27 protein-coding genes and 1 tRNA gene are annotated in these 26,962 nt (G+C 66.3%); 18 read left to right on the top strand and 10 right to left on the bottom strand.

Features of this window, described 5'->3' with window-relative positions:
* Nucleotide 1 precedes the first annotated feature (1 nt).
* Nucleotides 2-517, bottom strand: a complete 516-nt coding sequence (locus ACT4ML_RS13015; protein ID WP_444721258.1) for a DUF7122 family protein — start codon at nucleotides 515-517, stop codon at nucleotides 2-4.
* Nucleotides 517-1,425, bottom strand: a complete 909-nt coding sequence (locus tag ACT4ML_RS13010; protein WP_444721257.1) for an RsmB/NOP family class I SAM-dependent RNA methyltransferase — start codon at nucleotides 1,423-1,425, stop codon at nucleotides 517-519. Before ACT4ML_RS13010 ends, ACT4ML_RS13015 begins: the two co-directional genes overlap by 1 nt.
* A 121-nt stretch (nucleotides 1,426-1,546) precedes the next feature.
* Between ACT4ML_RS13010 and ACT4ML_RS13005 the strand changes: the two genes are divergently transcribed.
* From ACT4ML_RS13005 to ACT4ML_RS12985, 5 genes are all read left to right on the top strand, one after another.
* The gene (locus tag ACT4ML_RS13005) at nucleotides 1,547-2,245 is read left to right on the top strand and encodes a hypothetical protein (protein ID WP_444721256.1); all 699 of its coding nucleotides are present in this window, start codon (nucleotides 1,547-1,549) and stop codon (nucleotides 2,243-2,245) included.
* A gap of 72 nt (nucleotides 2,246-2,317) precedes the next feature.
* Nucleotides 2,318-3,064 carry a proteasome assembly chaperone family protein gene (locus ACT4ML_RS13000; protein ID WP_138245064.1) on the top strand — a complete coding sequence of 249 codons (747 nt, stop codon included), beginning with the start codon at nucleotides 2,318-2,320 and terminating at the stop codon, nucleotides 3,062-3,064.
* Between the two features lie 194 nt (nucleotides 3,065-3,258).
* Nucleotides 3,259-4,089, top strand: a complete 831-nt coding sequence (locus tag ACT4ML_RS12995) for an aldo/keto reductase (RefSeq protein ID WP_444721255.1) — start codon at nucleotides 3,259-3,261, stop codon at nucleotides 4,087-4,089.
* A gap of 143 nt (nucleotides 4,090-4,232) precedes the next feature.
* Nucleotides 4,233-5,003 carry a hypothetical protein gene (locus tag ACT4ML_RS12990; protein ID WP_138245066.1) on the top strand — a complete coding sequence of 257 codons (771 nt, stop codon included), beginning with the start codon at nucleotides 4,233-4,235 and terminating at the stop codon, nucleotides 5,001-5,003.
* Nucleotides 5,004-5,089: 86 nt separating this feature from the next.
* Nucleotides 5,090-5,290: a DUF7333 family protein gene (locus tag ACT4ML_RS12985; protein WP_444721254.1), complete on the top strand. Its 201-nt coding sequence runs from the start codon at nucleotides 5,090-5,092 to the stop codon at nucleotides 5,288-5,290.
* Between the two features lie 278 nt (nucleotides 5,291-5,568).
* Here ACT4ML_RS12985 and ACT4ML_RS12980 read toward each other — a convergent pair whose 3' ends face one another.
* The 6 genes from ACT4ML_RS12980 to ACT4ML_RS12955 form a co-directional block, all read right to left on the bottom strand.
* The gene (locus ACT4ML_RS12980) at nucleotides 5,569-6,540 is read right to left on the bottom strand and encodes a phosphoadenosine phosphosulfate reductase family protein (protein WP_138245069.1); all 972 of its coding nucleotides are present in this window, start codon (nucleotides 6,538-6,540) and stop codon (nucleotides 5,569-5,571) included.
* Between the two features lie 460 nt (nucleotides 6,541-7,000).
* The gene (locus tag ACT4ML_RS12975; protein WP_444721253.1) at nucleotides 7,001-7,327 is read right to left on the bottom strand and encodes a zinc ribbon domain-containing protein; all 327 of its coding nucleotides are present in this window, start codon (nucleotides 7,325-7,327) and stop codon (nucleotides 7,001-7,003) included.
* A gap of 120 nt (nucleotides 7,328-7,447) precedes the next feature.
* Complete coding sequence (locus ACT4ML_RS12970) at nucleotides 7,448-8,032, bottom strand: DUF7110 family protein (protein WP_006432636.1); 585 nt, start codon at nucleotides 8,030-8,032, stop codon at nucleotides 7,448-7,450.
* A gap of 119 nt (nucleotides 8,033-8,151) precedes the next feature.
* A complete protein-coding gene (locus tag ACT4ML_RS12965; RefSeq protein WP_444721252.1) occupies nucleotides 8,152-8,496 on the bottom strand; it encodes a glutaredoxin family protein in 345 nt (114 codons plus the stop codon).
* A 150-nt stretch (nucleotides 8,497-8,646) separates the two neighbouring features.
* On the bottom strand, nucleotides 8,647-9,444 hold the full coding sequence (locus ACT4ML_RS12960) for a succinylglutamate desuccinylase (protein WP_444721251.1): 798 nt from the start codon (nucleotides 9,442-9,444) through the stop codon (nucleotides 8,647-8,649).
* A 212-nt stretch (nucleotides 9,445-9,656) separates the two neighbouring features.
* Entirely contained in the window at nucleotides 9,657-9,842 is a 186-nt protein-coding gene (locus ACT4ML_RS12955; RefSeq protein ID WP_444721250.1) for a hypothetical protein, read from the bottom strand.
* A 91-nt stretch (nucleotides 9,843-9,933) separates the two neighbouring features.
* Here ACT4ML_RS12955 and ACT4ML_RS12950 point away from each other — a divergent pair, with 91 nt between their 5' ends.
* The 4 genes from ACT4ML_RS12950 to ACT4ML_RS12935 all read left to right on the top strand — a co-directional run bounded on the left by ACT4ML_RS12950 (nucleotide 9,934) and on the right by ACT4ML_RS12935 (nucleotide 11,474).
* Nucleotides 9,934-10,428, top strand: coding sequence for a DUF309 domain-containing protein (locus ACT4ML_RS12950; protein WP_444721249.1), 495 nt, complete (start codon nucleotides 9,934-9,936; stop codon nucleotides 10,426-10,428).
* Between the two features lie 93 nt (nucleotides 10,429-10,521).
* The gene (locus ACT4ML_RS12945) at nucleotides 10,522-10,650 is read left to right on the top strand and encodes a hypothetical protein (protein WP_267877903.1); all 129 of its coding nucleotides are present in this window, start codon (nucleotides 10,522-10,524) and stop codon (nucleotides 10,648-10,650) included.
* A gap of 174 nt (nucleotides 10,651-10,824) precedes the next feature.
* Nucleotides 10,825-10,907: transfer RNA gene (locus tag ACT4ML_RS12940), tRNA-Leu, on the top strand.
* Nucleotides 10,908-11,300: 393 nt separating this feature from the next.
* Nucleotides 11,301-11,474: a hypothetical protein gene (locus ACT4ML_RS12935; RefSeq protein WP_444721248.1), complete on the top strand. Its 174-nt coding sequence runs from the start codon at nucleotides 11,301-11,303 to the stop codon at nucleotides 11,472-11,474.
* 565 nt (nucleotides 11,475-12,039) lie between these two features.
* Here the strand turns inward: ACT4ML_RS12935 and ACT4ML_RS12930 are convergent.
* The gene (locus ACT4ML_RS12930) at nucleotides 12,040-17,271 is read right to left on the bottom strand and encodes a S8 family serine peptidase (RefSeq protein WP_444721247.1); all 5,232 of its coding nucleotides are present in this window, start codon (nucleotides 17,269-17,271) and stop codon (nucleotides 12,040-12,042) included.
* Nucleotides 17,272-17,464: 193 nt separating this feature from the next.
* Between ACT4ML_RS12930 and ACT4ML_RS12925 the strand changes: the two genes are divergently transcribed.
* From ACT4ML_RS12925 to ACT4ML_RS12905, 5 genes are all read left to right on the top strand, one after another.
* Nucleotides 17,465-18,268: an inositol monophosphatase family protein gene (locus tag ACT4ML_RS12925; protein ID WP_444721246.1), complete on the top strand. Its 804-nt coding sequence runs from the start codon at nucleotides 17,465-17,467 to the stop codon at nucleotides 18,266-18,268.
* A gap of 86 nt (nucleotides 18,269-18,354) precedes the next feature.
* The gene (locus ACT4ML_RS12920) at nucleotides 18,355-19,482 is read left to right on the top strand and encodes a DUF63 family protein (RefSeq protein WP_444721245.1); all 1,128 of its coding nucleotides are present in this window, start codon (nucleotides 18,355-18,357) and stop codon (nucleotides 19,480-19,482) included.
* A gap of 120 nt (nucleotides 19,483-19,602) precedes the next feature.
* Complete coding sequence (locus ACT4ML_RS12915; protein WP_444721244.1) at nucleotides 19,603-20,478, top strand: NOP5/NOP56 family protein; 876 nt, start codon at nucleotides 19,603-19,605, stop codon at nucleotides 20,476-20,478.
* Nucleotides 20,471-21,106, top strand: coding sequence for a fibrillarin-like rRNA/tRNA 2'-O-methyltransferase (locus ACT4ML_RS12910; protein ID WP_444721243.1), 636 nt, complete (start codon nucleotides 20,471-20,473; stop codon nucleotides 21,104-21,106). Before ACT4ML_RS12915 ends, ACT4ML_RS12910 begins: the two co-directional genes overlap by 8 nt.
* A gap of 254 nt (nucleotides 21,107-21,360) precedes the next feature.
* Nucleotides 21,361-22,383: a zinc-dependent alcohol dehydrogenase family protein gene (locus ACT4ML_RS12905; protein ID WP_444721637.1), complete on the top strand. Its 1,023-nt coding sequence runs from the start codon at nucleotides 21,361-21,363 to the stop codon at nucleotides 22,381-22,383.
* Nucleotides 22,384-22,412: 29 nt separating this feature from the next.
* Here the strand turns inward: ACT4ML_RS12905 and ACT4ML_RS12900 are convergent, their stop codons facing one another.
* Nucleotides 22,413-22,988 (bottom strand): DUF7282 domain-containing protein, encoded by a 576-nt coding sequence (locus ACT4ML_RS12900; protein WP_444721242.1) that lies wholly within the window; start codon nucleotides 22,986-22,988, stop codon nucleotides 22,413-22,415.
* 409 nt (nucleotides 22,989-23,397) lie between these two features.
* Here ACT4ML_RS12900 and ACT4ML_RS12895 point away from each other — a divergent pair, with 409 nt between their 5' ends.
* The 4 genes from ACT4ML_RS12895 to ACT4ML_RS12880 all read left to right on the top strand — a co-directional run bounded on the left by ACT4ML_RS12895 (nucleotide 23,398) and on the right by ACT4ML_RS12880 (nucleotide 26,943).
* Entirely contained in the window at nucleotides 23,398-24,102 is a 705-nt protein-coding gene (locus ACT4ML_RS12895; RefSeq protein ID WP_444721241.1) for a hypothetical protein, read from the top strand.
* Entirely contained in the window at nucleotides 24,099-24,821 is a 723-nt protein-coding gene (locus ACT4ML_RS12890; RefSeq protein WP_444721240.1) for a hypothetical protein, read from the top strand. The genes ACT4ML_RS12895 and ACT4ML_RS12890 overlap by 4 nt, the downstream gene beginning before the upstream one ends.
* Before the next feature lie 184 nt (nucleotides 24,822-25,005).
* The gene (locus tag ACT4ML_RS12885) at nucleotides 25,006-26,088 is read left to right on the top strand and encodes a glutamate--cysteine ligase (protein ID WP_444721239.1); all 1,083 of its coding nucleotides are present in this window, start codon (nucleotides 25,006-25,008) and stop codon (nucleotides 26,086-26,088) included.
* A gap of 147 nt (nucleotides 26,089-26,235) precedes the next feature.
* On the top strand, nucleotides 26,236-26,943 hold the full coding sequence (locus tag ACT4ML_RS12880) for a helix-turn-helix domain-containing protein (protein ID WP_444721238.1): 708 nt from the start codon (nucleotides 26,236-26,238) through the stop codon (nucleotides 26,941-26,943).
* Nucleotides 26,944-26,962 lie beyond the last annotated feature (19 nt).

Here is a 26,962-nt window from a genome sequence, read left to right as displayed (position 1 = left end):
GTTACGACTCGAGGTCGCGCTGTCTCCCCTTCGGGACCATCGAACGGAGCTCCCCGTGGACGTAGAGGCCGACGCCGATCGGTTCGCGCTTCCCCGCAACGCTGTGGGCGGCGATGAGATACCCCCAGTCGCCGTCCCACCACTCGAGGTCCTGATCCTCGCCGCTCGCGAACCGTCGAGCCTGCTCGCGGTCGAGTTCGATCACGCAGTCGGTCGCGTGGACCCCGAACCGCTGGACGAAGTCCGTCGTGGGCTTCCAGTGTTCCTGTCTGGTACGCAGGCAGGTCATCCCGATCGCCTCGATCTCGATGGGGGTCGGCGCGTCGCCGCCGTAGATCCAGATCTTGCCCGCGCCCTTCTCCCAGAAGGAGTAGTCCTCGAACGTCTCCGGCGGAATGCCGAACCGATCCGCGAAGAAGTCGACGACTTCCTCGCGCGTCGCCCGCCCCTCGACGGTTCGCTCGGCCTCGGTTGCCGGCAGCCGGTCGAACCGCTGGCCGTCGTTTCCGTCGGCCATCAGGCGGTCACCTCCAGTTTCGCGACGAAGAAGCCGCCGGTATCGTTCTGGTGGGGATAGATTCGGGCAGCCTTCTCGAGACTCGAGTCGAACTCGTCGTCCTCCCACTCGGTCAGCCCCGGGGAGTGCTCGAGGCCGAGGTCGAAGTCGACGACGCGACAGGACTCGGTGTCCAGCGCGTGCTGGACGATGGCCTCGTTCTCCTCTGGCGCGAAGGTACACGTCGAGTAGACGACGGTGCCGCCCTCGCGGGTGGCCTGAATCGCCCGGCGGATGATCCCCTTCTGGATGCCCGCGACCGAGGAGATGTGACCTTCGGACCAGTTGTCCAGCGCGTCGGGGTTCTTCCGGATCGTCCCCTCGCAGGAACAGGGCGCGTCGACGAGGGCGCGGTCGAACTCGTCGAAATCGAATCGCTCGAGCGAGTAGTTGCGCGCGTCGGCGTTGGTCACCGCGAGGCTGGTCGCGCCGAGCCGCTCGGCGTTGAACCGCAGCGCCGAGATGCGCCCGAGGTTGTTGTCGTTCGCGACGACCGTCCCGCGGTCGTCCATCAGCGCCGCGATCTGGGTCGCCTTCCCGCCGGGGGCCGCACAGCAGTCCCAGACCCGCTCGCCGGGCTCGGGATCGAGGACGACCGGCGGCACCGCCGAAACCTCCTCCTGCCCGTGCGTAAAGCCGTGAAAGGAGGTCCACGTCGATCCCGGCGAATCGGTCTCGAGGTCCACGACGCGGGGGTTCCAGTCGGCCTGCTCGTAGCCGACGCCCTCCCGGTCGAGGGCCTCGAGCGTGCGCTCGACGGTCGCCTTGATCGTGTTCACGCGGACGGCGTTGCCGAGCGGCCGCTCGCAGGCCGCCAGAAAGGCGTCGAAATCGTCGATGATCGGTCGATACCGCTCGAGTGGCTCCATTTGCTCTGGGTTCGAGCGACTGGCGTTTGTGGGTTTCGAAGCGTTCGGCAGTGGCTGTACTGACGGGGAACCACCTCGATCGACGGACAGACATATACAATATAGTATATACTTGTACATCATGGGCGAACCGACGACGTTCGAGGTGACCGACTGTGCCGTCATCGGACGGACGTTCGAGGAGTACGTGGCGATGTTCGACCTCGAGCCGACCGAACTCGAGGGGCGACGGGTACTCGACTGTCCGTCGGGCGTCGCGTCGTTCGTCGCGACTGCGACCGAACGAGGGATCGACGCCGTCGGGGCCGACGTCGTCTACGATCGATCGGTCACGGAACTCGAACGGCGATGTCGCGAGGATCGCGAATCGGTCGGGGAACAACTCTCGGAGAAACGGGCGCTGTTCGAGTGGTCGTTCTACGGTTCGCCGGCCGAGCGCCGCCGTTATCTCCGGCGGGCCGCCGACCGATTTCTCGAGGACTACGCGAGCGACGGGGCGGGAGAGCGGTACGTCGCTGCGGCACTGCCGTCGCTACCGTTCGATCGCGATTCGTTCTCGCTCGTCCTCTCGTCGCACTTCCTGTTCCTGTACGGCGATCGGTTCGGCGAGGCGTTCCACCGCGAATCGCTCCGGGAACTGGCCCGCGTCGCGACCGACGAGGTCCGCGTCTATCCGCTCCAAGGGCTCGACGCGGAACCGTCCGTCCACCTCGAGTCTGCCGTCTCGATGCTCGCGGACGAGGGGTACGAGCCGACCCTCGAGACGGTCCCCTTCGAGTTTCAGTCGGGATCGACGGAGATGCTCGTCTACTCGCCGTGAGAGCGGGCACAGCTGAGATACTGGGACCAATCCGCCCTCGATTTTATGGCGCTGACGCGCATCGGTCCGACCATGGCAGCAATCCGCCTGCAGGGACCGGACGCGGACCTCGAGAACCCCACGCTCGTCGAAGGGTTCCCGGGCGTCGGCCTCGTCGGCAAGATCGCGACCGATCACCTCGTCGAGCAACTCGACATGCGCTACTACGCGAGCGTGCACTGCGAGGGGCTCCCCCGAATCGGCGTCTACCGCGGCGGCGACCGAACCGCTCGCCCGCCGGTCCGTCTCTACGTCAGCGAGGAACACGACGTCATCGCGCTCCAGAGCGACGCGCCGATCGCCTCGCAGGCCGTCGAGAGCGTCGCCGACTGTCTCACCGGGTGGATCGTCGAGCAGGACGCGACGCCGATCTATCTCAGCGGGCTCCCCGCCGAGCGCGACGGCGAGGACCGACCCGACATCTACGGCATCGCGACCGGCGACGGCGGCGAGGCGCTCGAGGCGACCGACATCCCGGTCCCGCCGGAAGACGGCGTCATCACCGGGCCGACGGGGGCGCTCATCAACCGCGCGGCACAGGAGGGCTACGGCAGCCTCGGGCTGGTCGTCGAGTGCGATCCGCAGTTCCCCGATCCGGAGTCCGCGAGCGTCTTGCTCGAGGACGGTATCGGCCCGATCACGGATCTCGACGTCGACGTGGGGGAACTCGTCGACCGCGCCGAGGAGATCCGAGCGAAACGGGAGGAACTGGCCCAGCAGATGCAGGCGATCGGGCAAGACGAGAGTTCGCAGGCCCAACCGTTGCGGATGTACCAGTAGGCTCGCTCGCGGCCGATATCTGAGCGTTTCCGACACGAACCCGAGGAGGCCCCGCCTCGAGTCGGATTCGCTCTCGATGGGAGAGATCGATTTCGCGGCGAGCGCACCGTCTCGGTACCGAATCTCACACATCCTTTGCGGAAGACGCTACTGCAAACGCAACCCCTTTTCTCGTCGTCTCCCACCGTTCGACTATGACTGAACAAATCGATCCAGAGACGTGTCCAACTGCGAACGGCATGCCGATGCTCGGCCTCGGGACGTGGCAGAACGACGACCCCGAACAGTGTGCCGAAAGCGTTCAGACGGCCCTCGAGACGGGGTATCGACATATCGACACCGCCCAAGCCTACGACAACGAGGACGCCGTCGGCGAGGGGATCGCCGCCGCGGACGTCGATCGCGACGATATCTTCCTCGCGACGAAGATCTGGACCTCGAACCTCGCACACGACGACGTCCTCGAGACGGCTCGGGCCAGCCTCGACCGACTCGGCGTCGACTCCCTCGACCTGCTGTACGTCCACTGGCCGGCCGACGAGTACGACGCCGAGGAGACGCTCTCGGCCTTTTCGGAACTCTACGACGAGGGGCTGATCGAGAACGTCGGCGTGAGCAACTTCCAGCCCGAACAGCTCGAGGAGGCCGTCGACGTCTGTGACGCGCCGATCTTCGCGAATCAGGTCGAACTCCATCCGCTGCTCCCACAGGAGGAGATCCGGGAGGCCTGCGACGACTACGATATCGAGGTGGTCGGCTACTCGCCGCTGGCGCGCGGACAGGTCTTCGACCAGCCCGAGATTCAGGAGATCGCGGAGAAACACGACGCCAGCGAGGCACAGGTCAGTCTCGCGTGGGCACGCGAGAAGGGCGTTACCGCGATCCCGAAAGCGACCGGCGAAGACCACATCGGCGACAACTGGGAGTCCGTGACGGTCGAACTCGATCGCGAAGACATCAATGCGATCGATGCGATCGACGAGACGAGCCGCGAAGTCGATCCCGGCTTCGCGCCCTGGAACTGATCGGCGACGACCTCGTTGCAATACACTGGGCCCTGAAACCGTCTTTCCACCGTTTTTCGTGCACGAGAAGCGGGTTTCGGAGACGTGTCGCGGGAGAAGAAAAAGCAGGAAAGTTTACGGTACACCGGCTTTTTGGCTCGCGTATGTCTACCCGCTCGAAAAGCGGTGGCGGTGGTGGGCTCGTCGGCGCGGTCAGAGCCGACATTCAGCGGTTACACGGAGCCTGGATGGAGATCGTCTTCCCCCGGCAACGTGGCCGCGGCCACTCCGTCATGGGCAAGTGGAAGCCCGAGACGCTCCCGCAGAAGATCGGCTATCACGGCTGGAGCGTCCTCGGCGTCATCGGCTTGCTCGTCCTCTATCCGCTTACCGTCCTCGGCCTCGGAACCCGCTACTACGCGGCGAAACTCGACTCGACACGAACCCGCCTCGGCATCGTCGGCGTCACGGGCATCGCGCTGCTCGGCTGGGGGCTGTTGACGATCGCGTGGGGTGCGATGTCGTACATGAATCAGGTCGACATCCCCCTCGACGCGGTCATCGCGGTCGCAGCGGCGAGCGGCGTCGCAACCGTCGCGACCGCGCTCGCAGCGACGTCCGCGAAGGTCGGCGGCCGGGGGCTCACGGTCGTCTTCGCCTACCCGTTCGCGATGACGGCGCTGTTCCTCCCGCCGGTCGTCGCCGCCCTCGTGACGCCGTCGCTGCATCCCTATGTCCTCGACCCCAGCTACGACTTCGCCGTCTGGGTTCTCGACAACGTCCTGTTCGTCGGCGGGATCAGCGAGTTCCTGCGGGGCAACTACACGCTCGAGGGGGCGGCCTACGCCGGGATGTGGGTCGGCATCTCCTTCCCGCTGGGCTGGTTCCTCGGCAGCGTCGTCGCGCTGGCGAATCTGGTTCGACCCTCCCAGTAATCCGCGCCGTTTATTTTCCGACCAACGGTCGTGAACGGACTGCCGATTCCCGATACCATTAGGTGTCCGATTCCTAACGGTCGCGTATGGACTTCGACCTGCCCAAGACGGCAGCCGTGTTCGTGGTCGTGATCGCGCTCGGCGTCGGCGGCATGATCGGTATGGACATGATGCCGACGGACACGATTATGATGATGGTCGCGCCGTCGATGATCGCGTTCGGGCTGATCATGCTCGCGCTCGGCGTCAAACACGGGGAGTACCGCGCCGCGGGGCGGGGCCGGTAACGACCGCTCGTCGCGCTCGTCGCGCTCGTCGCGCTCGTCGCTCTCGTCGCTCTCGTCGCTCTCGTCGCTCTCGTCGCTCTCGCTGTCGGACACTGTGACTGCGATCGATTTCGATCACGCCAGCGGCGGCGCTCGAGCGAACGAAACCGGGAAAATCGGTGGTTGAGCGGTCAGTTATACGGTCTGCTGTACGTCACTACCGGCACAACCCCAGCGCGGTCGGGGTTGCGCCGGGAAATCGGTACGGCAACCCGTATCAGCGGTCGACTGCGAGCGGCCTACATGTAGCCGAGGTCGCGCAGGCGCTCCATCAGATCTTCCTTGTCCTGGGCGCGGCCAGCGCGCTCGGTGGTTCCCTCGAGGTCCTGCAGCCACGCGGGGTCCTCGGTGTTCTTTTCGGTGCTGATCTCACTGCCGAGCGAGCGGAAGCCGGCGAAGTACTTCGGCGAGATCGGGACGTCGTCCTGCTCGACGCCCTCGGGGAGGTCGTCGTCGGCCTCGGGGACGTAGCCCTCCTCGGGGAAGTTCTCGACCGTGTCCGGCACCACGAAGTTCCAGAAGGCGTCCCAGACCGCGGCCTCGTCGAACTGCAGGATGGGTTGGATGCGGTCGTGGGGCGGGTAGATGTCGGGGTCGTGACGCGGCGAGAAGAACGTCTCGTCGGCGCGGGCCTCCTGTTCGTCCCAGCGCACACCGGAGATGACGCCGTCGATGTCGTACTCCTCGAGCGCGTCGTTGAGCGCGACCGTCTTCAGCAGGTGGTTGCCGACGTAGGTGTCCAGCAGGAACGGGAACGTGTCCTCCTCGTACTCGAGGATGTCCTCGACGTGGTGCTGGTTGTGTTCGGAGAGCTCCGAGATGTCGATGTCGTCGCCGGGCTCGAGGCCGTGTTCGTCGACGTACTCGCCGACGTCCTCGTTGCGCGCGTAGATTACCTCGAGATCCCACTCGTCGGCCCAGTGGTCGACGAAGTCGTGAATCTCGTCGAAGTGCTGGTAGTGGTCGATGAAGACCGCGGGGGGTACCTCGAGGTCGAAGCGGTCGGCGACCTCCTTGATGAAGTACAGCGTGAGCGTCGAGTCCTTGCCGCCGGTCCACATGACCGCCGGGTTCTCGTACTCCTCTAGGCCCTCGCGGGTGACTTCGATCGCCTTCTCGATCTTGTCCTGAATGTGGGGGTACTCCTCGGGATCTTCACCCTCGCCGTCGCTATAGTCGACGTCGACGTAGTCGGGAAAGTTCTCGGCCATCTCGTAATTAGATATAATTAGCAGGTGTAAATCCTTTGGGTCGGCGGAAAGCTCTGACGGGATTACGGAGGGGCACACAGTGTGTCGGACCGGTCGCCGAATCGCTACGGGCGCCGTTCTCCCGCGAGCGGTCACGGGTGATCGGCTCGGTTTCGGAACGCTCGAACGAACAGAGCGGCATCGAGGATAGCGGTAAATGTTGCAGGCCGGGGCGACCGAGATGAAACTCAAACGATCGCCAACGAGACGGAGGGAGAAACAGTCACGGGTGCGTCTGTGGGGGCAGTCGGTCGCGCTCGAGGTCGAGAGCGGCTGGATCACCATCACCGCGATCGATCCCGGCGGGGGGTCACGACGCGGCGCTGGGAGCACCTGCCCGCGAAGTCACCGGTGAGGCGATGTGCGCCAAGGGGCGAGGACCGAGTCGAGTGAGGTGTCGGTCCGGGGTCGAATCGGACCGTCAGGACGAGCGAATGCGGCCCTGACAGTCGCGACAGAACGAGACGCCCGCCCGGTTGGGCGTCCCACACGACGGACAGCGAACGCTCGACGAATCGGCGGCCTCGAGATCCATCTCCGTGGCCAGCACGGCGAGCACGTCGTCGTCCGGTGCGATATCGTGTGCGCCGTCCCTCTCTCGCGTCCGCGCCCACGCGTCGATTAACTCGTCGTCCCGCAGTCGCTCGAGGCCCCGGACCAGTCCCAGAAAGCAAAGCGTCGGGGCGATCATCACGAACGCCGCGACGGCGAGGCGACCGAGGAGCGCGTACGGGCCCGGATCATCCATACTCGCCGTTCGCCATCGGGGGTACAAACGTCTATCGCCGGTGCTCGCGGCGGGTGGAGACTCGAGTGGAAAACGAACGGCTATTCGGTTCAGCGAGATACCGACGAGAAGATCTGGCGCTTAGTCCGTGATGAACTTGTTGTCCCGCCAGTTGACACCGCCCTGTCCCGAGCCGTGATCGCGCGGCCCCTCGACGACTTCGATGTCGGCGGGTCGCGGCTCGCCGTCGACGATTCGGGTCGCCTCGAGGTCGCCGTCGCGTTCCGAAATCGCCGTCAGAGTTCCCTTCTCGGCGGCTTCGGCGATTCCACAGAGGACGAGGAACATCTGGTACTGCAACAGCGAGTTCTGGAGGACGGTCTCGCGGTCGCCCTTGAATGCGGCGAACTCGACGAGTTCCGATTCGATCTCCTCCTCTTCTTCCTCGTCCCAGCTGAAGGACTTCTGGCGTCGCTCGTCCGGATCCTCCTCGTAGACCCGGTTCTCCGTGACGCTCGCCTTGAGCTGTGCCGTGGGAGTGTACTTGCTGACGGACTGGTCCTCGGCGACGGCCTTGAGGATCAGCGTGTTATTGCGCCGGGTGATCTCGACGTCCGTGACTCCCTCCGGGAACGTCGCGTCGTCGATGTGGTCGTGGAGATCTTCGAGGGGCAGTTCGAGCGTCGAATGCAGCCGATAAACGTGTCTGGATTCCTCTGTTGACATTGTGGGAAGGTGTGTACGGCGATACTCGTGATCCGTTAGTACGAGCGCGTGACTTATATGACCTGCTATTAAATCCGTGAAATATCAGGATATATAAATTACTCTCGGCGTCGCGACAGTTATGCGCTGGTCAGCGTCTCCTCGAGTTCGCCGCGTTCATCGAGTTCCTCGAGAATGTCGGAACCGCCGACGAACTCGCCGTCGACGAACGTCTGCGGGATGGTCTCCCAGCCGCTCTCCTCGTTGAGCGCCGCGCGGTACTCGTCGAGGGACTCGAGGACGTCGACCGTTTCGAACTCGTCGCGGTACTGGTCGATCAGGCCGAGCGCCTTGCGGGAGTAGCCACACTGGGGCATGAGCTCGGTCCCCTTCATGAAGAGGACGACCTCGTTCTCCGCGATGGCGTCGGCGACCTGCTCGTTGACCTCTTCCTGATCGAGACCCTGATTTGGTGGGAATTCCATATCCGCGGGTACGGGGGTGACGGGGATATGCTTTGCGTCATCGGCACTCACGACGGGTCCCCCGATCGGGCTCGAGCAGCGGCTCAGGGGCTGCTGGATAAGAACGGAAACCAACGGCGACAACGGTAAATCGGCGAGAGAATCGATTCGTCAGTCCGCCGCAGTCGGCGTCTCGAGGACCTCGAGTTTCTCCGCGGCGTAGCCGAAGACGTTCCGGTAGCCGTTCGGAGACATGAGAACCGGGTAGAACGGCTCGTCGGCGACCTGCTCGTCGCCGTCGGCCGCGGCGAAGGGATCGCCCGCCTCGACTTCGGTGAAGTTCTCGACGAAGACCTCGTAGGTGTCGGCCTGTCCTTTGCGAATCACGTCGGTGAGCCGGTAGACCGGGAGGTCGCGCCGGACGGTGTCGCCGGGCAGCGCGCCGACCGCGGTGAGGAAGGCGCGAGTCAGTCGGTCGGCGTTCTGGGCGGCCGTCTCCGATCCCTGCAGTCCGCACTCGACCTCGACGGTGTCGACGGCCGAGAAGAGCCGCCCCTCCGCGAAGTTGCTCGTCTCGACCATCGCCGAGACGGGCAGTTGGGGAACGATCTCCCGCGCCGTCTCGCTGACCCCGTTGACGATGGCGAAGGGATCGGCGTGGCTCTGCGTGGAGTGCATCGAGAAGGTCAGACAGCCCTCGAGTTCCTCGACGAGTCGATGGGCGAGCTGTCCTTCGTGAGTCTTCGCGTCCGGATCGCCCGGGAACGCGCGGTTGAGGTCCTCGTCGACGAAGCGAACCTGCCGCTCGAGGGCGTCCTCGTTGGCGACGATGAGTTTGACCGGCCGTTTGACGGTCGGGCGTTCGTCGAGCAATCGCTCGACGGCTCGGACGCCACAGGGTTCGTCCCCGTGAACGCCCGCGACGACTGCGATCTCCGGCGTTCCCGACCCGAGCTGTGCGACTCTCATTACGTGATAGTTGGGCCGAAACGGGAAAGGCGATTCGGTCTTTCACAGCGCGGACGGGTCAGCCGTCGGGCTCGAACCGCCGGTACCGTGCCAACAGATCCCACTGAGAGGGGAATCGATGGACCGAGCACCGCCGACCTGTCACGCTCGGTGAACCGCGACGGCGACGGGCCGCTCGCGCCTCGAGCAACGAACCTCGGCAGGTCCGTTCGTTACCGTTCGGCCCACTGCCGCCGAAAGGCCACCAGATCCCGCGGGTGTTGGTGGTCTCGCGCCCACTGTTTGGCCTCGGTCGCCCCGTCACATCGCTCTACTGTCTGGCAAATCGTGCACTTGGCCGTGACACCAACCACCATGACGGGGTCGTCCGTTTCCGGGATTTCGTCGACGTATTCCATGCACGGGAGCGTGGCGTGCTGGTATATAAACGTCCGTTACGGAATCCACCCGTCCGACGCGGTTACGTGGGTGGGGCGAAAAGGAACGTCCATGGACGACCACACCCGCGACGACTCCGTCGGGCCGCCGATCTCCGACGCGCCGGCCGGGTGGGACGCCGATCGCGGGCCGTCGAACGGGTGGGAGCACGGAACGCTCCGGCGAGCCGTGATTCACGGCGTCCGGCTGTACAACGCCGGCGAGTTCCACGAGTCACACGACTGTTTCGAAGCGGAGTGGTACAACTACGGCACCGGGACCACGGAGAGCGCGTTTCTCCACGGAATGGTGCAGGTGGCCGCCGGGGCGTACAAACACTTCGACTTCGAGGACGACGCCGGGATGCGGTCGCTCTTCGAAACCGCGCTCGAATACCTCCGCGGCGTGCCCCGGGACTACTACGGCATCGCCCTTCTCGACGTGCGGACCACGCTCACGAACGCGCTCGAGGACCCGTCGGTACTCCACGGGTGGCGGATCGAACTCGACGGGGAGAACCCGGTGGCGAGGGAGGCGGACCGCGAGTACGCGGCGCGACTCGAGTGAGCGGGGTGAGTTATCGACACCGCCGTCGAGCACGCCGCTCGGCGCATGTGTAAGCGCCGTCTTTATCTCGATCCGGTCCCCCACACCGAGTAGATGCCTCAACCCTACGGCCGGTGTCAGCACTGCGGGGAGCGGCTCTACGCCCACATCGAGGGCGGCTACCAGTGCCTGAACTGCGGTCGCCGGTACACCGAGGCGGACCTCGAGACGCGGGCGACGTGATCGCGTCGGGTCCGTCTCCGCCGACGTGTTCTCGGCGGTCCTCGAGCGGGTCGTAGCGCAGTCCCCTCCCGGAGACCGGTTTGCAGCACGCTCCCGGCGAGCGTTGACACCGGCGAATCCTCGAGCGGGAATCGGACGATTTAACCCCTGCGACGGCCTCAGAGCGAACTGCGTGCGAGGGTAGCCAAGCGGTCAACGGCGGCGGACTCAAGATCCGCTCTCGTAGGAGTTCGTGGGTTCGATCCCCTCCCCTCGCACTGACCACAGTGCGCGGCAAGACGGAGCGTCTTGCCCTCGCAAACCTTCTGCCGACACTCGCCTCCTAGTGATTTGACCGTCGATACGTACCGCCTCAGCCGTCAGGAGTCCGACCTTTCGCTCGAGCGACCGGACTCTCTTTCATCCTATTTGCAGTAGATATAAGGCACAACAATTCAACTGACAAACTGGAAGCCACACACCGAAATCAGGGGCAGCACACGAATGCCCCGGGTGAGGATAGCACCCGAGACGTGGTTTCCAAATCCCATACCGGGATTCAGTTACCATGTTTCCGTTACCGGTTCCGGGATATAAACATCCCGCACGGCGATCGAATCGCCCGACGCGATTAGTGCCGACTTCCCGCTGTCGATCGAGAGGCGGTCGGGATGCGTAGCGAGTCCGACGAGCGTGACGACGGCGGTGACGACACGTCACCGTTGCCCGACTGTCCGCGGTGTGGCGAGCCGGTCGGATTCGTCACCGCGACCGGTCCCCTGACGGCCTCGGCCAGCCCCTGTGGCTGTTCGGTGCCGCCCGGACTGGGCAACCGCGATGACTGACTCGGGGTACCGGCTCGAGCCCCGACGAACAGCCGGCCGGTCGACGGTATCGTTCGAAATCACCACACCACCCCGTCGGGCGGCCGGCTCGGAAGCGGGCCCTCGAGTCGCCGCTTCGAAGGCTGTCGTTTGCCGATCTTTGGATGTCTGTGAGCGACATGAGCAGTCTCGGTGTGAATAGCACGGCCGAATTCAGCAGGGACTGACGATGAGGACACCTGTCCTGCTCTCGTGGCGGCAGGGAATCGCCACGCCCTCCCCAGCCGATCGCTCACGCCGCCGGCGTTCGCTAAGCCATTGTCAGAGCGAGCACTGACACGCCTTCGCTCACACGTTCGCAAAGACCTCGCACGGCGTTGTATCGCGGTTCGTCGCTGACGAACCACGCCACAGCGCGCGCCACCGCACGGTGATTGACCGGTTCGGAGTACCGACGAACCGAGAACGGAGTCGGTGACTCGAACGAAAATCGACCGGTTCGCGGGCCCGATCGCTCACCGCGGTTTGATCTGCGACTGGATCGCCGACTCGTCTGTGGGAGCGTCCGACGAGCCCCACGCAGCGATCAGGGCCGACTCCACGCGCGGGCGAGGAGCCCGGTCGCGACGGCTGCGATCGCGGTGCCGACGCCGAACCCGGGCACAGTATCGGACTGAGCGTTCGCCCCATCGGCTGTCGCCTCGTCGGCTCCGGATCCGTCGGTCACCGTCACGTCGCCGATCGCCGAGCCGTCGACGGTGATCGTCACCGAGGACTCGAGGGTCGCCTCGAGCGAGATCGTCCGTCGGTCGCCGGGAGCCAGATCGACCCGTTCGGTCGCGAGCACCGCGCCGTCCGCGGCGACGGTGACCGTCTCAGTGCCGGCCCCGTCACCGACGTTCTCGATCGTCGCGTCGATCCGGATCGGGTCGCCGGCCCGCGTTTCGGTCGGCTCGATGCTCGAGTCGACGACCTCGAGCGCCGGTTCGACGCCGGCGGACCGGTGGCGATTCTCCTGTGGGTCCGCGCTGATCGCGATCGCGGGGAGCCCGGAGACGGTCGCGGCGTGCGTCTCGGTTCCGGCGTCGTAGCTCGTCTCGATGGACTGCCACTCGCCATTTCGGTACTGCGAGACGACGACATCCTCGGGCGTCGCCCCGTCCGGAAGCGCCGCCTCGGCGACCGCGAACTCGAGAGTCAGCGAGTCGATCGCGTCGCCCGCGTCGTGTTCGAAGTCCGCGTACGCGAATGCATCGTCGTGGAGAGTGGCGGCCCCGCGGTTGCCGGCGCGCAGCGCGAACGCGTAGCTCGCTCGATCCGTCGCCGACACGACCCCGACGCGTCGGAACGAGACGCCGTCCGCACCGATGCCGTCGAGCGATGTCGTCGCCGACCGGCCTGCCCCCGATCCGGCGACCTCGAGCAGTGCGCGGCCGTCGCTCACTGTCGTCGCCGTGATGTTCATCGCGTCGCCGGCGGTCTCGTTGCCGTCACGAACGCCGCCGCCCGGCTGCCCGCCGATGGGAGCACCGCCACTGCCGCCGCCACCGCCGCTGCCGCCACCGCCACTGCCGCCGCTGCTACCACCACCGCCGCTCTCGCGGGAGCGCTCCGCGAACTCGAACGTCGCGGTCGTGTCCTCGTCGACGGCGAGCGTTCGGACGACCGTCTCGTCGACGAGTCCGGCGCCGTCGGGCGGCGTCGCGGTGATCGTCACCGGTCCGTCGACCGACGCGCCCGATCCGTCGCCGTTCGGGCCGGTCCACAGCCCCGATTCGTCGGTCGTCGTCTCGCGCGTGACGACGGCGTCGTCGGTCTCGCCGGCGTTGGTCGGCGTGACCGAAACCGTCGCGTTCGGAACGCCGACGCCGTTCTCGTCCGTGACCGCGACCTCGAGTTCGTGGCCCGCGGCGAGTTCGACGGCGACCGTTTCGCCGTCACTGACCGCGCGGTCGAGGATAGTCCGATAGAGCGGGTACGCGCCCGATGTCTCGAGGAAGACGCCGTGCGTGCTCACGTTCCCCTCGGTCGCGGCTTCGAACGCGCCGTTCTCGACCGGGCGCTCGTCGATCCAGTTGCCGTGGGCCGGCGTGACGAAAACGGAGCCGCCGACGCCGCTCTCGGCCGTCCCGTCGGTTCCCGACCCGGACGCGGGGAGGCTAATGGTTCCGTTGACCGTCGCCGGCGAGCCGTCGATCACCAGCACGCGCGTCGAGACCGTTCGGGTCTCGCCGGCCAGATCCGTGAGTTCCGCGCCGGCCGAAACGACGCCCTCGTCCGCGGACCCGTACGTGTACGTCGCGTTCCACCGGTTCCGCGGCTCGGTCTTGTACCCCTCGAGCCACGCGCGATCGGTGACGTACTGCGCCGCGTCGCCGTCGAATTCGACCGCGACCCCGATCTCGTCGCCCGCCGCCGTCCACCGCGGGGCGGTGACGGTCGCCGCATCGAAGGGGTCGCCGTAGGCGATGGAGAGATCCGTTCGCGACTCCTCGCCCGCGGTCCACGTCGGCGACGCGTCCAGCGCGGCGTTCTCGAGCGAGAGGGTCAGCGTCGCGTTTTCGGGAACGTCGGTGGCGTTCACCTCGAGTACCCCGCTGCCGTCGTCTCCAATCGGAACACCGAACCGGCCGTCGGCGGTCGTCGTTTCCGCGACGACGGTTCCGTCGTACGTAGCCCGAACGGCGAGGCCGTCCCGGGCCGGCTCGCCGTTGACCGCGACGGTGCCGGCGTACCGCGCGGACGGCTCGCCCTCGAAGCGGATCGCCGATGTCGTCACGCGGTCGGACTCGAAGGTGGCCGCGAGTCGAACGGTTTCGCCGTCGACTCCCTCGGCGACCGAGACGTCGACCGCGAGTCCCTGTCTGACGGTTTCCTCGTCGACCGAAACCTCCTTGCCCGGCTTGATTTCGGTCCCGTTGACCGCGAGGGTGACGTTTGCCGGATCGACCGTCGTCCCTTCGGCGAACTCGATCGCGACGGAGCCGGTCTCGGGGACACCGAACGTCGCCGTTTCCGCGGCGCCGCCACTGACGCCGTACGCGCCGAAATCCTCGGTCACGTGGAAGCGCCCCGTACCGAGATACTCGACGGCGCTGGTCACGACCGAGCGCCCGTCATCGGTCAGCGGTCCGGACCGCGGCGTCGCTCCCAGGACGATCCGGTTCGCCGATTGATCGATCGACACGGCCGTCCCGTCCGCGAGCACGCCGTCGTCGGTCGACGACGCGAGTGTTCGCGCGCCGCGTGCTTCGAACCACGTCCGGGTCGTCGCGTTCTCGCGGAGCGCCACCGCCTCCCGCTCGGTGCCGACGCCGGCGAAGAGCGGGTGCGTCTCGTCGATGACGACCTCGAGCGGCCCGTCGTGGCTCGCGGTCTCGAGCCCCCCAACTGCGGACGTGTCCCGTGCGAGCCGACCCAATGCGTCGTCACTGGAGCCGTCGCCGAGGGAGAGCACGCCGGTCCGGTTAGCCGCCGTCGCGTCGACGAACGCTGCGGTCGGATTCCCATCGCCGTCGGTCGTGGGCGCGGGCAACTCGAGTGCGACGAAGACGTCGTAGTCGCCCGATTCGGCGGCAGATACGGCGTCAGTGGTGTTGACGTGGCTCGTCCGATAGGCGATCGGAAGGCCGTCGGCAAACTCGGTTCGCAGTCGCGCTCCGGCGGGGTCGTCGGAGCCGGCAATGACACCGACGTCGTAGATTTCCGGGACGACCCGCGCCGGGCCCGCGCGTATCGTCTGGGTCTCGTTCCCGCGACCGAACTCGTAGTCGAGTTCGAGCGTGCCGTTCAGGTCGGCCGGGAGATGCGTCGTGACGGCAAACTGGTCGTCGGTGACCGCCGAGTCGAACGCGACGGTCTCGTTCGGTCCGAAACTACGTCCGTCGGCCGAGAACTCGAGTCCGGCGTCCGCGAGCGTCGCGTTCTCGGTCGGCGTAATCGTGAGCGACTCGAGCGCCTCGACATCGAACGTGGTCGTCACCGTTCCGTTCGCCTCGATCGGGTCCGGCAACGTCTCGTCGGCGGGGCGATCGACGAAGTCCAGCGTCACGTCGCGGACCACCGTCTCGCCCGCCGGGAGCTCGAGGGTCGCGGTATCGGACTTGTGGCCGGGTGCGTCGACGACGACCGTCCGATCGCCGGGGACGACCCGCAGTTCGTACGCCCCGTGCTCGTCGGTCGTCGCGGTCCACCGGCCGCCGTCGACCGCGACGGTCGCATCGGCGATCGGCTCCCCCGCCCGATCGGTCACGGTCCCCGAAACCGTCGTCAGCGAGGTCGCGTCGGCCGCCGCTTTCACGTCGACGATCCCGTAGCCGTACCGGGTGTCCTGTCCCGGGTCGGCACCGTCCGGTTTCCACGCCGTCTGCTCGAGTGCGGCCGTGATTTCGTCGGGGCGGAGCACCGGATTGACCGAGCGCAGGAGTGCGATGGAACCGGTGACGTGGGGTGCGGCCATGCTGGTCCCCGACTTGAACTGATAGCCGCCGCCGGGTTCCGCGCTCTCGACCCACGAACCGGGGGCCGCGACGTCGGGAACCGTATACTCGGCCGGCCAGTCCGCCGGCGGCGAGTCCCAGGCGTCGTCGGTCACGACGGTCTCGCCGCTCGAGAAGTCGGTGATCTCGCCGGAGTCGGTCGCGGCACCGACCGCGAACGTCTCGTAGACGTTCGCCGGCGATCCGCTGGTCCCGTCACCGTTGTTACCGGCCGAGGAGACGACGATCGTTCCCGACGACTGCGCGTTCCGAACCGGGTCGACGAACTTCTCCTCGTAGGCCTGGACGCCGAGGCTCATACTCACCACGTCGGCGTCCCGTTCGATCGCCCACTGCATCCCCTCGATGACCTGCGAGTACGACCCGCTACAGGTGTCGTCGCAGTTCGTCAGGACGGCCCCGTGGAGCAGGTCGACGCCGGGTGCGACGCCGATGTGGGTGCCGCTCGCGTCGCCGCCCGCGACCGTGCCGCTGACGTGGGTCCCGTGGTCGCCGAAGTCCCGCGGCGTCGACTCGGCCACTCTGTTCCCGTTTCTGTCGAACTCCGCCCAGCCGCCCGGATAGGTCGGGTCCGACGGATCGGCGGTGTAGAGGTCGATGTCGGGGTGGGACACGTCGACGCCGGTGTCGAGCACGGCGACCGTCGCGCCGGAGCCGTTCGCCCCGTACTCGGACCAGACCGCGGGCGCGTTGATCCCTGCGAGTCCGTCCGTCGCGTCCGCTCCGTCAGTCGATACCGACTCGGTCGACGCCGTCGTCGCCGTCGCGTCACCGGTCGATCCCGCCGACGCGCCCGCGGCGGCCGCGCCGTCGAGTTCCACCTCGAAATTCGTGTGGAGCGTCGAGACGTCCTCGAACCGGCCGAACGACTCGAGGTCGACGCGACTCGTGTCGACCTCGAGCAACACGGCGTTGGTCACCCAGAACCGGTTGCGGATCGCCACGCCGTCGGTCGAGCGCGCGTACGAAACGACCTCGCTCTGCGTCCGCTCCGCGTGCCGCTTGAACGCCTCCGCGGCCTGCACCGGAGTCGCACCGGGAGACGGGGCCGCTTCCGATAACCGGACGATCACCTCGACCGTCTCCGCATCGGCGTCGCTCTCGAGCGCCCGATCGATCGTCAGCCCGCTCGAGCCGTCGGTGTCGTCGACGCGGATCGCGGTGTCCTCGGCGGTTGGCGAGTCTTCGACGGTGATGGGGGCAACAGTCGCGCCGCTCGAGACGGGCGTCGCGACGAGACCGCAGACGACGAGCAGGAGCAGGCCGAGAGCGAGGCCGGACCGCAGTCGCCGTCCGGTCCCGGACGGGCGGGGAGACATACAGCCGAGGTGGAGAGTACGGTGGTAAATACATTGTGGCAGTTTTATCTCTCTCGATGGCTGAATGAACAACTATAGAGACATAATTCAGTTCTGATTGTATATTGTTGGATAGTTATCCGAATCGGAGCGGAAACCGGCCAATAGATCGTCAGCACGACCACTTTTCAGCCCGGCCCACCGAGAACGGACAATGAGCGAAGCCGAACGGGATCCCGAGCGTGCGGCCGTCGCAGTTCGCGCCGCGAGTGCGGGTGCCGCCGTCGCAGCCGACTCGTTTCGAACCGATCTCACCATCGAGGAGAAAGACGGGAAGACCGATGTCGTGACGCAGATCGATCGCGACGCACAGGAGACCGTCATCGAGACCGTCCGCGAGTCGTTCCCGGACGATCCGATCGTCGGCGAGGAGGAGGGCGCGCTGAAGGCCGTCCCCGAGGACGGGCCGGCGTGGATCGTCGACCCGATCGACGGGACGAGCAACTACGTCGACGGCGCGCAGACGTTCGGAACCGCCGTCGCCGCCGTCGTCGACGGCGAGCCGGTCGGGGCCGCCTTCGACTGCCCCGCGCTGGGTGACGTCTACCGCGTCGGGCCGGACGGCGCGTTTCGCAACGACGAACCGCTGTCGGTCAGCGACTGCACCGACCCCGAAGCGGCCACCGTCTGTCCGACCTTCTGGTGGGACTTCGACCAACGCGACCAGTTCGCCGCGGCCACCCGCGCGATCGGCGACCGGTTCGGCGACATGCGCCGCTACGGCTGCGCCCAACTCGAGCTCGCGATGGTCGCCACGGGCGCGCTCGAGGGGGCGTTGACTGACCTGCCGACGAACTCGTGGGACACCGTCGCCGGCGTCGGACTGATCCGCGAGGCCGGCGGCGTCGTGACCGACCTCGAGGGCGACCGCTGGCGACACGATAGCCGGGGACTGGTCGCCTCGAACGGCGAGATTCACGACGAGGTGCTCGCGGCGGCCCGCGAGATCGAGGACTGAGCCGACCGGTGCCCACGGTCGGACGAGCGGATAGTCACGCGTATTGAAACCGGAAACGGTAAGCGCTCCCCCCAACGGGATTCGGTATGGACGACTTCATCGACCGGTACGGGGCCGAGCGGGTCTGGGCCGCGACCGTCGCGAGTCTCGTCGCCGTCGTGGTCCTCGGCGCGGTCCTGTTCTACCAGCAGGTGTACGTCGAAATCATCTGGCAGTACTTCTGGGGGCCGGTCGTCGCCGACGCCCACAGTTGGAACTGCGTCGCGTGGGCCGGCGGGCAGCAGATACCCTGCAGCGAGGCCGGTGCCAACGCGGGTCCGACCGCCGAACCCGGCTACACCTTCGTCTCGTATGCCGGCTACATCCCGACGTTAGTCCTGTTGCTACTCGGCGTGATCTTCCTCGTCCGCCGCCTCGAGATCGAGCGCTACCGCGCGGGTTTCTTCGCGCTGTTCCCGTTCATGCTCTTCGGCGGGGCGCTGCGGGTCGTCGAGGACGCCAACGCCGCCGCCTTCGAAGCGACCGGCGAGATGGCGATCCAGCTCCCGTGGTCCGGGTTCATCATCAGCCCGCTGATCTACTTCACCGTCTTCTTCATCGCCCTCTTTGCGGTCGTCACCTCCGTCTGGCTCGATCGCAACGACCACGTCTCGGGCTACGAGTACCCGCTGGCCGGGATCGGCACGGCCGCGCTGGCGATCACGATCGCCTATCTGGCCTACGTCGCGGCGACGGAACCCTACGCCGAGTTCTACCCGCTCATCCCGATCGTGATCCTCGTGGGCGCGACCCTGACCACGGCGATCACGTGGGTCGCACTCGAGCGGTACGCGCCGGAACTCAACCGCGGGACGCAGTCGATGGGCATCGTCGTCATCTGGGCCCACGCGGTCGACGGGGTCGCGAACGTCATCGGCCTCGACTGGGCGACGACCCTCGGCCTGCCGGCCAACCTCGTCCCGAAGCACCCGATCAATCGGGCAATCGCGGACACGACGGCGGACGTGCTCCCCGCTGATGTCGTCGCTGCCACCGGGTCGGCGTGGCCGTTCCTGCTCGTGAAAGTCGTCGCCGCCGTCTTCGTCATCTGGATCTTCGACGAGACGGTCTTCGAGGACAGCCCGCGCTACGCGATCCTCCTCATGATCACCGTCGTCGCCGTCGGCCTCGGTCCCGGCACCCGCGACATGCTGCGGGCGACGTTCGGCGTCTGAGACGGCTCTTTTTGCGTTTCGTTCGGCTTCGCCTCCCCGCTCGAGAGCCGCCGCTACCGGCCTCGCTCACCGGAATCCGTGAACGGGGCCTTTAATCGCCCGCGGCGGGAACGAGCGTGCATGAGTAATACGGACGGGTGGTTCGCGGCCGGGGACCGCGACGATCCCGATGCGACGATCACCGCGGTTCGCGAGGGGAGCGCCGCCGAACCGCGCGACTGGCCCGCCCTCGCGCTCGAGGCCGGATTCGCGAGCGACGAGGACGAGTACTACGACGCCCTCCGCGAGGCGACGACGGCGGCGACGCGGGCCGCGGTGACCGAGCGCGAGCGGGCCGACGACCGCCAACTCGTCCACGCGGTGCGCGCGATGGACGACTGCGATCGGACGGCGAACGAACTCGCCGAGCGGCTGGCGGAGTGGGCCGGCACCGTCGACCCCGAGGCGGGAACCGGCGTCGACTACGCTCGAGCGCTGGCGAGCGGCGACTCGGACGACGGGCTCGAGGAACCCGCGATCCGCTCGCTCGCCGAACGGGTCGCCGACCTCGCGGACGAGGCGGACGATCTCCGGGAGTTCGTCCAACGCCAAACGCCCGCCGTCGCGCCGAACCTCTCGGCGCTGGCCGACCCCGTGCTGGCGGCCCGGCTGATCTCGCTGGCCGGCGGCCTCGAGGAACTCGCGAAGAAACCCAGTGGGACGATCCAGGTGCTCGGCGCCGAGGACGCCCTGTTCGCCCACCTGCGGGGCCACGCGCCCTCGCCCAAACACGGCATCATCTACACGCACGACGCGGTTCGGGGCACACACCCCGAAAATCGGGGCTCCGCGGCGCGTGCCGTGGCGGGAAAACTCGCCATCGCGGCCCGGGTCGACCACTACTCCGGCGAGTCGAAACCCGAACTCGAGGCGGAACTGGCCGAGCGGATCGAGACGATTCAGGCGCGGACGATAGACGACGACGCCGACAGCGACGGAGGTGCCGGCGATGAGTGACGAACTTCCGGCGGCGGTCCAGCGCCGCGACTTCGACGGGGCCGAGCGACTCGCGACACGAGGCGAACCGGTCTACGGCGAGCCGACGGATGGAGCGTGGCGCGCGTGGAACCCGAACCGGTCGAAGTTGGGAGCCATGCTCGAGTTGGGGATGGACACCGGCCTCGCGGGCGGCGAAACCGTGCTCTATCTGGGTGCCGCGAGCGGAACCACCGTGAGCCACGTCGCCGATTTCGCCGGCCCGACCTACGCCGTCGAGTTCGCCGCGCGACCGGTCCGGGACCTGCTCGAGACCGCCGAGAGCCGGGAGCGGCTCTTTCCGCTGCTGAAAGACGCCCGCAAGCCCGAGACCTACGCCCACGTCGTCGAGTCGGACGTCGACGTGATCGTCCAGGACGTGGCGACGAGAGGACAGGCCCGCGTGGCGCTCGAGAATCGGCAGTTCCTGGCCGACGACGGCCGACTCCTGTTGGCCGTGAAGGCCCGGAGTGAGGACGTGACTCGAGAGCCGGCGGCCGTGTTCGAGGACGTTCGCGAGGAGCTTTCGGGGGGGTACGAGATCGTGGAGACGCGGCGGCTCGAGAGCTATCACGCGGACCATCTCGGAATCGTCGCGCGGCCGCTCTGATCGAGGTCCGCCACATCTGATCTGGGAGCGCTGGGCCGACGGCTGTAGTAGTTGCAACAAGTATCGACACTATCGGACGCAGTCTGTGGTGCCCCTACGGGGGCGGGGCAATTGCGCGGTGCGTACTCTGCGTACCGCGCTAGTAGAAAGAGGAGCTGGCCGATATGAGACGCTTGCACCGTCGATCGTTCGTGAATCCGGCAAAACGATCACTGGACCGAAGAGTAAACCCCTTCAGGTTCTTTCGGTTCGTTGTGAAAGCCTACGAAGTTCAGGAGTCCTCGAGTGACTACTCAGGAATCGTCGAAGTCGAACGCGACCGTCCCGAACCGGCGGCTGACGAAGCGCTCGTCGAGATTCGAGCGGCCTCTCTTAACTACCGGGACCTCTCGATTGCTAATTCGGACCTCACGTACCCCGGTGCCGAACTGCCGGTCATCCCACTTTCTGACGGGGCCGGCGAGGTTACTGCAGTCGGCGAGGACGTACAGCGCCTCTCGGAGGGCGACCGCGTTGCAACTCCCTTTGCGCCCGACTGGGTCGACGGCCCGGTCGCGCCTGAGAAGATCGGACGGACGACCGGCGGCAACAGTGATGGTGCCTTAGCGGAGTACGTGACGTTCCCGGCCGACAGTCTCGCAGTCCTTCCTGACACCCTCTCGTACGAACAGGGAGCAACGCTGTCCTGCGCTGGATTGACTGCGTGGCGTGAACTCCATGAAGCGGTCGACCTCACTGCCGATGACACAGTCTTAGTGCTGGGTACCGGCGGCGTCTCCATGTTCGCGCTGCAGTTCGCGACGATGCGAGGCGCCGACGTTTTTGTCACCTCCTCGAGCGACGAGAAATTAGAACGCGCCCGCGAGCGTGGCGCGACGTGGACACTCAATTACGAGGAGACACCCGACTGGGGCGAGGCCGTTCGAGAAGAGACCGGCGGCGTCGACCACGTCATTGAGGTCGGTGGCCCCGGAACCCTCGAGAGGTCGGTGGAAGCCGCCGATTTCGACGGCCACGTCCACCTCATTGGCGTCCTCTCTGGCCAAGACGGGCAGGTCCATCCCGGCCCGATTCTGCTGAAAGGGCTCACCGTCAAGGGCTCGATGGGCGTTGGCAGTCGCGCAATGTTCGACCGGATGAACAGCGCGATTGAAGCCGCGGCTATCGAGCCGGTTATCGACCGTACGTTCGGCTTCGAGCCAGAAGACGTCCGCGAGGCCTATCGCTACGTTGAAGACGGTAGCCACCAGGGCAAGGTCGTCATTTCGCTCGAGTGAGCTAAAATAACGAGCGTGCCGACGCTCGGTCACTCGGCCGTCTCGTTCTGGTCCTCCTCGAGCGTGATCATCGCGTCGTCGGTGACCGGTTCCTCGTCAGTGACGTAGGGATCGTCGGCCTCGGGGAAATCGTACGTCTGATTGTCGTTGGTGTCCTGATGGGCCATCGCGATCAGGACTTGGCTCTCCTCGAGGGATTCGTTGAGTTCGATGGTCACGTTTTCGTGATCGCCGGACTCCAAGTGAGTGGAGTTACCCAGGACGTCTCCGGGCTCGTACTCCTCGGACATGTTCGTGACCGTCTCGTTCTCGTCGTCGGTGGCGTTGTCGCCGTTCTCGTCGTCGGTAGCGTTGTCCCCGTCGACGGGCGCAGCCGCGTGGATGACGGCGAAGCCGCCCTCGGGTAGCGTCGTGTTATTGACCGCGACTGCCGTCCCGTTCGACGTCTGGTTCTCGAAGGTCACCGTCGCCGTTTCGTTCTCCGTCTCGTTGTCTTGGACCGTGCCGGCGTCGGTCGCGGCCAACGCGATGCTCGTCCCCGAGAGGAGGACGAGCGCCGCGATCACTGCGACGCCGACGGTTCTTGTACGTGGCATCATATCCATCGACGGTACCGTCACAGGTCGACAAAAACCGGCGGTTTCGTTCGAGCGTTCCAGGAGTAGAAATATCCGAATTCGCCGGAACGAGGGCTCAGGGTAAGAGACCTATTCCGACCCCGCTCAGTGGTGTAATGTCGTTGTTCTGAGGAGATATCTCGAGGGAGCACCGAAGCCGCGGTAGCCGCCGAGAGGGGACCGGAGTTCGAGATATCCGCCAGTGAACTCTCGAGAACGTCGATCGGCCCCGTGAGGGCTGAGAGACCGCGGTGTCAGGACCTCCGGGGCCGGGGACTCGTACAACGGGGGTCGAGCACACTGCCCGTCCGGGAACGAGGAATCGCGGCGACGTAGCTCAAGTGCGTCTTTCACCTACTGGAAGAACTTTACAAAATCCCACCGTAGGGAGGAACAGATGACACTCGATCGACGGCGGTTCCTCGCCGGAACCGCCCTCGCGACGGTCGCGTCGGCCGGCTGTCTACAGGCCGACGACCGGAGCGGGAACGGCGACGGAAACGGCGGAACGGAACCGACGAGCGCGATTCCGGAAGACCCTCGCGTCGACGAACCGCCCTACGAAATTGAGGCACAACCCAACGACCGCGACGAGCGGAACCAACTGTCTCTCTGTGCGAACATGTCGGGGGACTCCGACCTCGAGTTCCAGACGGTGTCGGCTCCCCGCGCCGACCTGCTGCTATCGACGGCCGACATCGAGGACGAGGTCTACGCCGTTCGCGCCCTCACGAGTGCGGACGAGGTCCGTGAGGTCTTCAAACTCGGTGACGACGGCGACAACGGCAGTGGCGAGGAACCGCAAGAACCCATCGACGAGATCGACTTCGAGGAGAACATCCTGCTGGTCGTCGAGTCCGGCTTCGGCTCGGGATCGATCGCCCACCACTGGAAGCGCGCCGAGCGGACCGACCGCGGCCTCCGTCTCCACGGGTGTCAGACGACGCCGTACGAACGGACGGACGACCTGACCTCGCGGCACTCGGTCGTCCGCGTCGAGCGCCCCGAGAACTTCGAACTCGCCCGCGTGAGCCTCACCGTCGGCGAGGAGCGACGCGTTCACTTCAACTCAACCGAGGGCGTGGTCTCAGTAACGACATGAATCGGCGCTCGGTTCTCGCGACGGCAGGGGCATCCCTCGGTCTCGGCGGCTGCCTCGAGATGGATCGGACGACCGAACCGGGGTCGGAATCCACCGATGACGGAGACGATGCGACCGAAAACGACAGCCCGAAGTCGACGACGGAGGGGGAATTCGAACAGTGTCACCTCGTGTCGATCGACTACGAGTCGTTGCCCGACGCGATTCGGGCAGAGGTCGACGCCGCACTCGAGGACGGACGGTACGAGACGGACGATCTCCTGTTCGACGACGCCGTCGATCCCGACAGGTCGTTCGTGGTGGTCGATGGCACACCCTACGATCCACGCGTCGAAACGAACGGCGAGACACGGACGCTCGAACTCGAGGCGAGCGACACGGTCAGACTACCGGAGCCAGCGGTCGTCTCCGTCACCAATAGCGCCGACCGCGATCACGAGGTCCACGTCGAACTGACCGCTGCTGACGGAGAGCGGGTCGTCGACGAGACGGTCTCGCTCGAACCGGGCGAGGAACGCGACCTCGAGGCGACCGACGAGTTCGGTCGGTACGAGTTGACCGCTCGAGCGCGAACGGGGCACGAAGCGACGGATGCGTTCGATGCGCGAATCAGTGATTCGCGCTCCGACGGAACGGTCGCAGTCACCGACGACGGGATCGTGGCTACCCAGTCGGTCGCCGATATGCTCCCGTGTCCGTGGGCCGCCCGGGACGACTGACGACTGTCCTCTCCCGTGGAACCGCTCGACTGTGGCGTGATCTCGGGGTAGAACATCGCTGACTGCTCTACGGCGATCGCTGAGGAGATAGCGTACTGCTGTCTGGCCGTCTGAAGTCGGCCGTTGCGGCCGAGCGGTTCCGAGTCCAAACCGTATTTATCGCCGCGGGCAAAACGTGGCAACGATGGAACGCGGGTCCCGGGAATCGTTTACGCGCATGGGTACGCTGGGGATCGAAGAGGAGTGTTTCGTCGTCGACGAGGACGGCCGTCCCACCAGCGGGACCGACGAACTCGTCTACGAACACGAACCCCCCGAGATCCTCGAGGGCCGACTGGACCACGAACTGTTCAAGTTCGTCATCGAGACCCAGACGCCGCTGATCGAGGACCCCGACGACGCCCGCGATTCGCTGCTCGAGATCCGACGGGCGCTCGTCGACCACGCGGAGGCCCACGGCTACCACATCGCCGCCGCCGGCCTCCACCCGCTCGCGAAGTGGCGCGAACTCGAGCACGCCGAAAAGCCCCGCTATCGCTCGCAACTCGACCGGATTCAGTACCCACAACACCGGAACACGACCGCGGGGGTCCATGTCCACGTCGGCGTCGACGACGCGGACAAGGCGGTCTGGATCGCCAACGAACTGCGATGGTACGTCCCGGTCATGCTCGCGCTGTCGGCGAACTCGCCGTACTGGAACGGGTTCGACACCGGCCTCCAATCGGCCCGCGCGAAGATTTTCGAGGCGTTGCCCAACACCGGGATGCCGACCCACTTCGAGGACTTCGAGGCCTTCGACCGGTTCGAACGCCGAATGCTCGAGACCGACTCGATCAACGACCGCGGCGAACTCTGGTACGACGTGCGTCCCCACACCGCCCACGGGAGCGTCGAAGTGCGCACGCCGGACGGGCAGGCCGATCCCGACATCGTGCTCGCGTTCGTCGAGTACACCCACGCGCTCGTCGAGGCGCTGTCGGAAGCCTACGAGGACGGCACGAGCGGCCACCGCCACCGCCGGGAACTGCTCGACGAGAACAAGTGGCGGGCCATCCGCTACGGGCAGGACGCCTCCTTCATCGACCGCGACCTCGAGGGCACCGTCGGGCTGGGCGAACTCGTCGACCGCGAGTGCGAGCGGTTGGGAATCGACGGCATCAAGGACGTCTACGAACGCGAAAGCGGCGCGGATCGACAGCGTCGCCTGCTCGAGGACGAGGGTCCCGACGCGCTGTGTGACTCGCTCCGCTTGCAGACCCAGTAGGCCCGCGGCAGTCGTTCCCTCGAGAAAACGCCTGTTTCGAGCCGCTCGATCGACCGATAGCGGTCGCTATGGCGGCGCTACGATCGCGTTGACACCCCGCAAAGGTTTAACTCCGCTCGAAGCCTCGTCCTGTACGAGAAGCCACAGATGAGTTCCGACGACACTGACGAGCGCCCGGGCGACGGCGCGGACGACGGAGACGAATCGCTCGAGGGGGCGGACGAATTCGTCGAGCACGATGGGGGCGACTTCGGCCGGAGCCCGACCGTCGAGGAGCTCGACCAGCGGATCGTCGACCTGCTCTCGTGGATTCTGGACACGGAGACCCGCGCGAAGATCTACGTGTACCTGCTGGCGAACCCCGGAAGCACCTCCGAGGAGGTCGCGAAGGGGACCGGCCTCTATCCCAGCACCGTGCGCGAAGCGCTCGCGGAGCTCCACGAGGAAGACCGCGTGACGCGAGAGAAACGCGCCAACGAGGGTGCCGGGAACAACCCCTACGAGTACACGGCGATCCAGCCGAGCGAACTCGTCGGCGGCGTCGTCGATCAGGTCCAACACGAACTGAACACCATCTTCACGCTCGATCGCGTCCTCGACCGCGAGGACGAACGCGAGTCCAGACCCGAACTCGAGGAGGACGTCGAACCGGTGAAGATCACCGTCGACGATACGGCACCGCCGCCGGCCGACGAGGTCGAATCGGACGCCGACCCAGACCCCGAGACCGATGCCGACGCCGATGTCATCGAGTTCGAAGACGACATGGAGATCGACACCGTCGACACGGAGTCGGACGAGACCGGCGACGCCACAGAGGGCGACGACGCCGACGGTCGCGATATCGACGACTAGTCCGTTCCGGCCCAAAACG

Source organism: Natrinema sp. LN54, assembly GCF_052439245.1.
In the GTDB taxonomy this organism is placed as follows: Archaea; Halobacteriota; Halobacteria; order Halobacteriales; family Natrialbaceae; genus Natrinema; species Natrinema versiforme_A.
The sequence above is the reverse complement of the archived record's forward strand: the minus strand, read 5'-3'. Positions and strand labels throughout refer to the sequence as shown.

What these genes read in the sequence shown, in the direction of transcription:
- ACT4ML_RS13015 (WP_444721258.1), bottom strand. Translation starts at nt 517, where the DNA reads ATGGCCGACGGAAACGACGGCCAGCGGTTCGACCGGCTGCCGGCAACC.
- ACT4ML_RS13010 (WP_444721257.1), bottom strand. Translation starts at nt 1,425, where the DNA reads ATGGAGCCACTCGAGCGGTATCGACCGATCATCGACGATTTCGACGCC.
- ACT4ML_RS13005 (WP_444721256.1), top strand. Translation starts at nt 1,547, where the DNA reads ATGGGCGAACCGACGACGTTCGAGGTGACCGACTGTGCCGTCATCGGA.
- ACT4ML_RS13000 (WP_138245064.1), top strand. Translation starts at nt 2,318, where the DNA reads ATGGCAGCAATCCGCCTGCAGGGACCGGACGCGGACCTCGAGAACCCC.
- ACT4ML_RS12995 (WP_444721255.1), top strand. Translation starts at nt 3,259, where the DNA reads ATGACTGAACAAATCGATCCAGAGACGTGTCCAACTGCGAACGGCATG.
- ACT4ML_RS12990 (WP_138245066.1), top strand. Translation starts at nt 4,233, where the DNA reads ATGTCTACCCGCTCGAAAAGCGGTGGCGGTGGTGGGCTCGTCGGCGCG.
- ACT4ML_RS12985 (WP_444721254.1), top strand. Translation starts at nt 5,090, where the DNA reads ATGGACTTCGACCTGCCCAAGACGGCAGCCGTGTTCGTGGTCGTGATC.
- ACT4ML_RS12980 (WP_138245069.1), bottom strand. Translation starts at nt 6,540, where the DNA reads ATGGCCGAGAACTTTCCCGACTACGTCGACGTCGACTATAGCGACGGC.
- ACT4ML_RS12975 (WP_444721253.1), bottom strand. Translation starts at nt 7,327, where the DNA reads ATGGATGATCCGGGCCCGTACGCGCTCCTCGGTCGCCTCGCCGTCGCG.
- ACT4ML_RS12970 (WP_006432636.1), bottom strand. Translation starts at nt 8,032, where the DNA reads ATGTCAACAGAGGAATCCAGACACGTTTATCGGCTGCATTCGACGCTC.
- ACT4ML_RS12965 (WP_444721252.1), bottom strand. Translation starts at nt 8,496, where the DNA reads ATGGAATTCCCACCAAATCAGGGTCTCGATCAGGAAGAGGTCAACGAG.
- ACT4ML_RS12960 (WP_444721251.1), bottom strand. Translation starts at nt 9,444, where the DNA reads ATGAGAGTCGCACAGCTCGGGTCGGGAACGCCGGAGATCGCAGTCGTC.
- ACT4ML_RS12955 (WP_444721250.1), bottom strand. Translation starts at nt 9,842, where the DNA reads ATGGAATACGTCGACGAAATCCCGGAAACGGACGACCCCGTCATGGTG.
- ACT4ML_RS12950 (WP_444721249.1), top strand. Translation starts at nt 9,934, where the DNA reads ATGGACGACCACACCCGCGACGACTCCGTCGGGCCGCCGATCTCCGAC.
- ACT4ML_RS12945 (WP_267877903.1), top strand. Translation starts at nt 10,522, where the DNA reads ATGCCTCAACCCTACGGCCGGTGTCAGCACTGCGGGGAGCGGCTCTAC.
- ACT4ML_RS12935 (WP_444721248.1), top strand. Translation starts at nt 11,301, where the DNA reads ATGCGTAGCGAGTCCGACGAGCGTGACGACGGCGGTGACGACACGTCA.
- ACT4ML_RS12930 (WP_444721247.1), bottom strand. Translation starts at nt 17,271, where the DNA reads ATGTCTCCCCGCCCGTCCGGGACCGGACGGCGACTGCGGTCCGGCCTC.
- ACT4ML_RS12925 (WP_444721246.1), top strand. Translation starts at nt 17,465, where the DNA reads ATGAGCGAAGCCGAACGGGATCCCGAGCGTGCGGCCGTCGCAGTTCGC.
- ACT4ML_RS12920 (WP_444721245.1), top strand. Translation starts at nt 18,355, where the DNA reads ATGGACGACTTCATCGACCGGTACGGGGCCGAGCGGGTCTGGGCCGCG.
- ACT4ML_RS12915 (WP_444721244.1), top strand. Translation starts at nt 19,603, where the DNA reads ATGAGTAATACGGACGGGTGGTTCGCGGCCGGGGACCGCGACGATCCC.
- ACT4ML_RS12910 (WP_444721243.1), top strand. Translation starts at nt 20,471, where the DNA reads ATGAGTGACGAACTTCCGGCGGCGGTCCAGCGCCGCGACTTCGACGGG.
- ACT4ML_RS12900 (WP_444721242.1), bottom strand. Translation starts at nt 22,988, where the DNA reads ATGGATATGATGCCACGTACAAGAACCGTCGGCGTCGCAGTGATCGCG.
- ACT4ML_RS12895 (WP_444721241.1), top strand. Translation starts at nt 23,398, where the DNA reads ATGACACTCGATCGACGGCGGTTCCTCGCCGGAACCGCCCTCGCGACG.
- ACT4ML_RS12890 (WP_444721240.1), top strand. Translation starts at nt 24,099, where the DNA reads ATGAATCGGCGCTCGGTTCTCGCGACGGCAGGGGCATCCCTCGGTCTC.
- ACT4ML_RS12885 (WP_444721239.1), top strand. Translation starts at nt 25,006, where the DNA reads ATGGAACGCGGGTCCCGGGAATCGTTTACGCGCATGGGTACGCTGGGG.
- ACT4ML_RS12880 (WP_444721238.1), top strand. Translation starts at nt 26,236, where the DNA reads ATGAGTTCCGACGACACTGACGAGCGCCCGGGCGACGGCGCGGACGAC.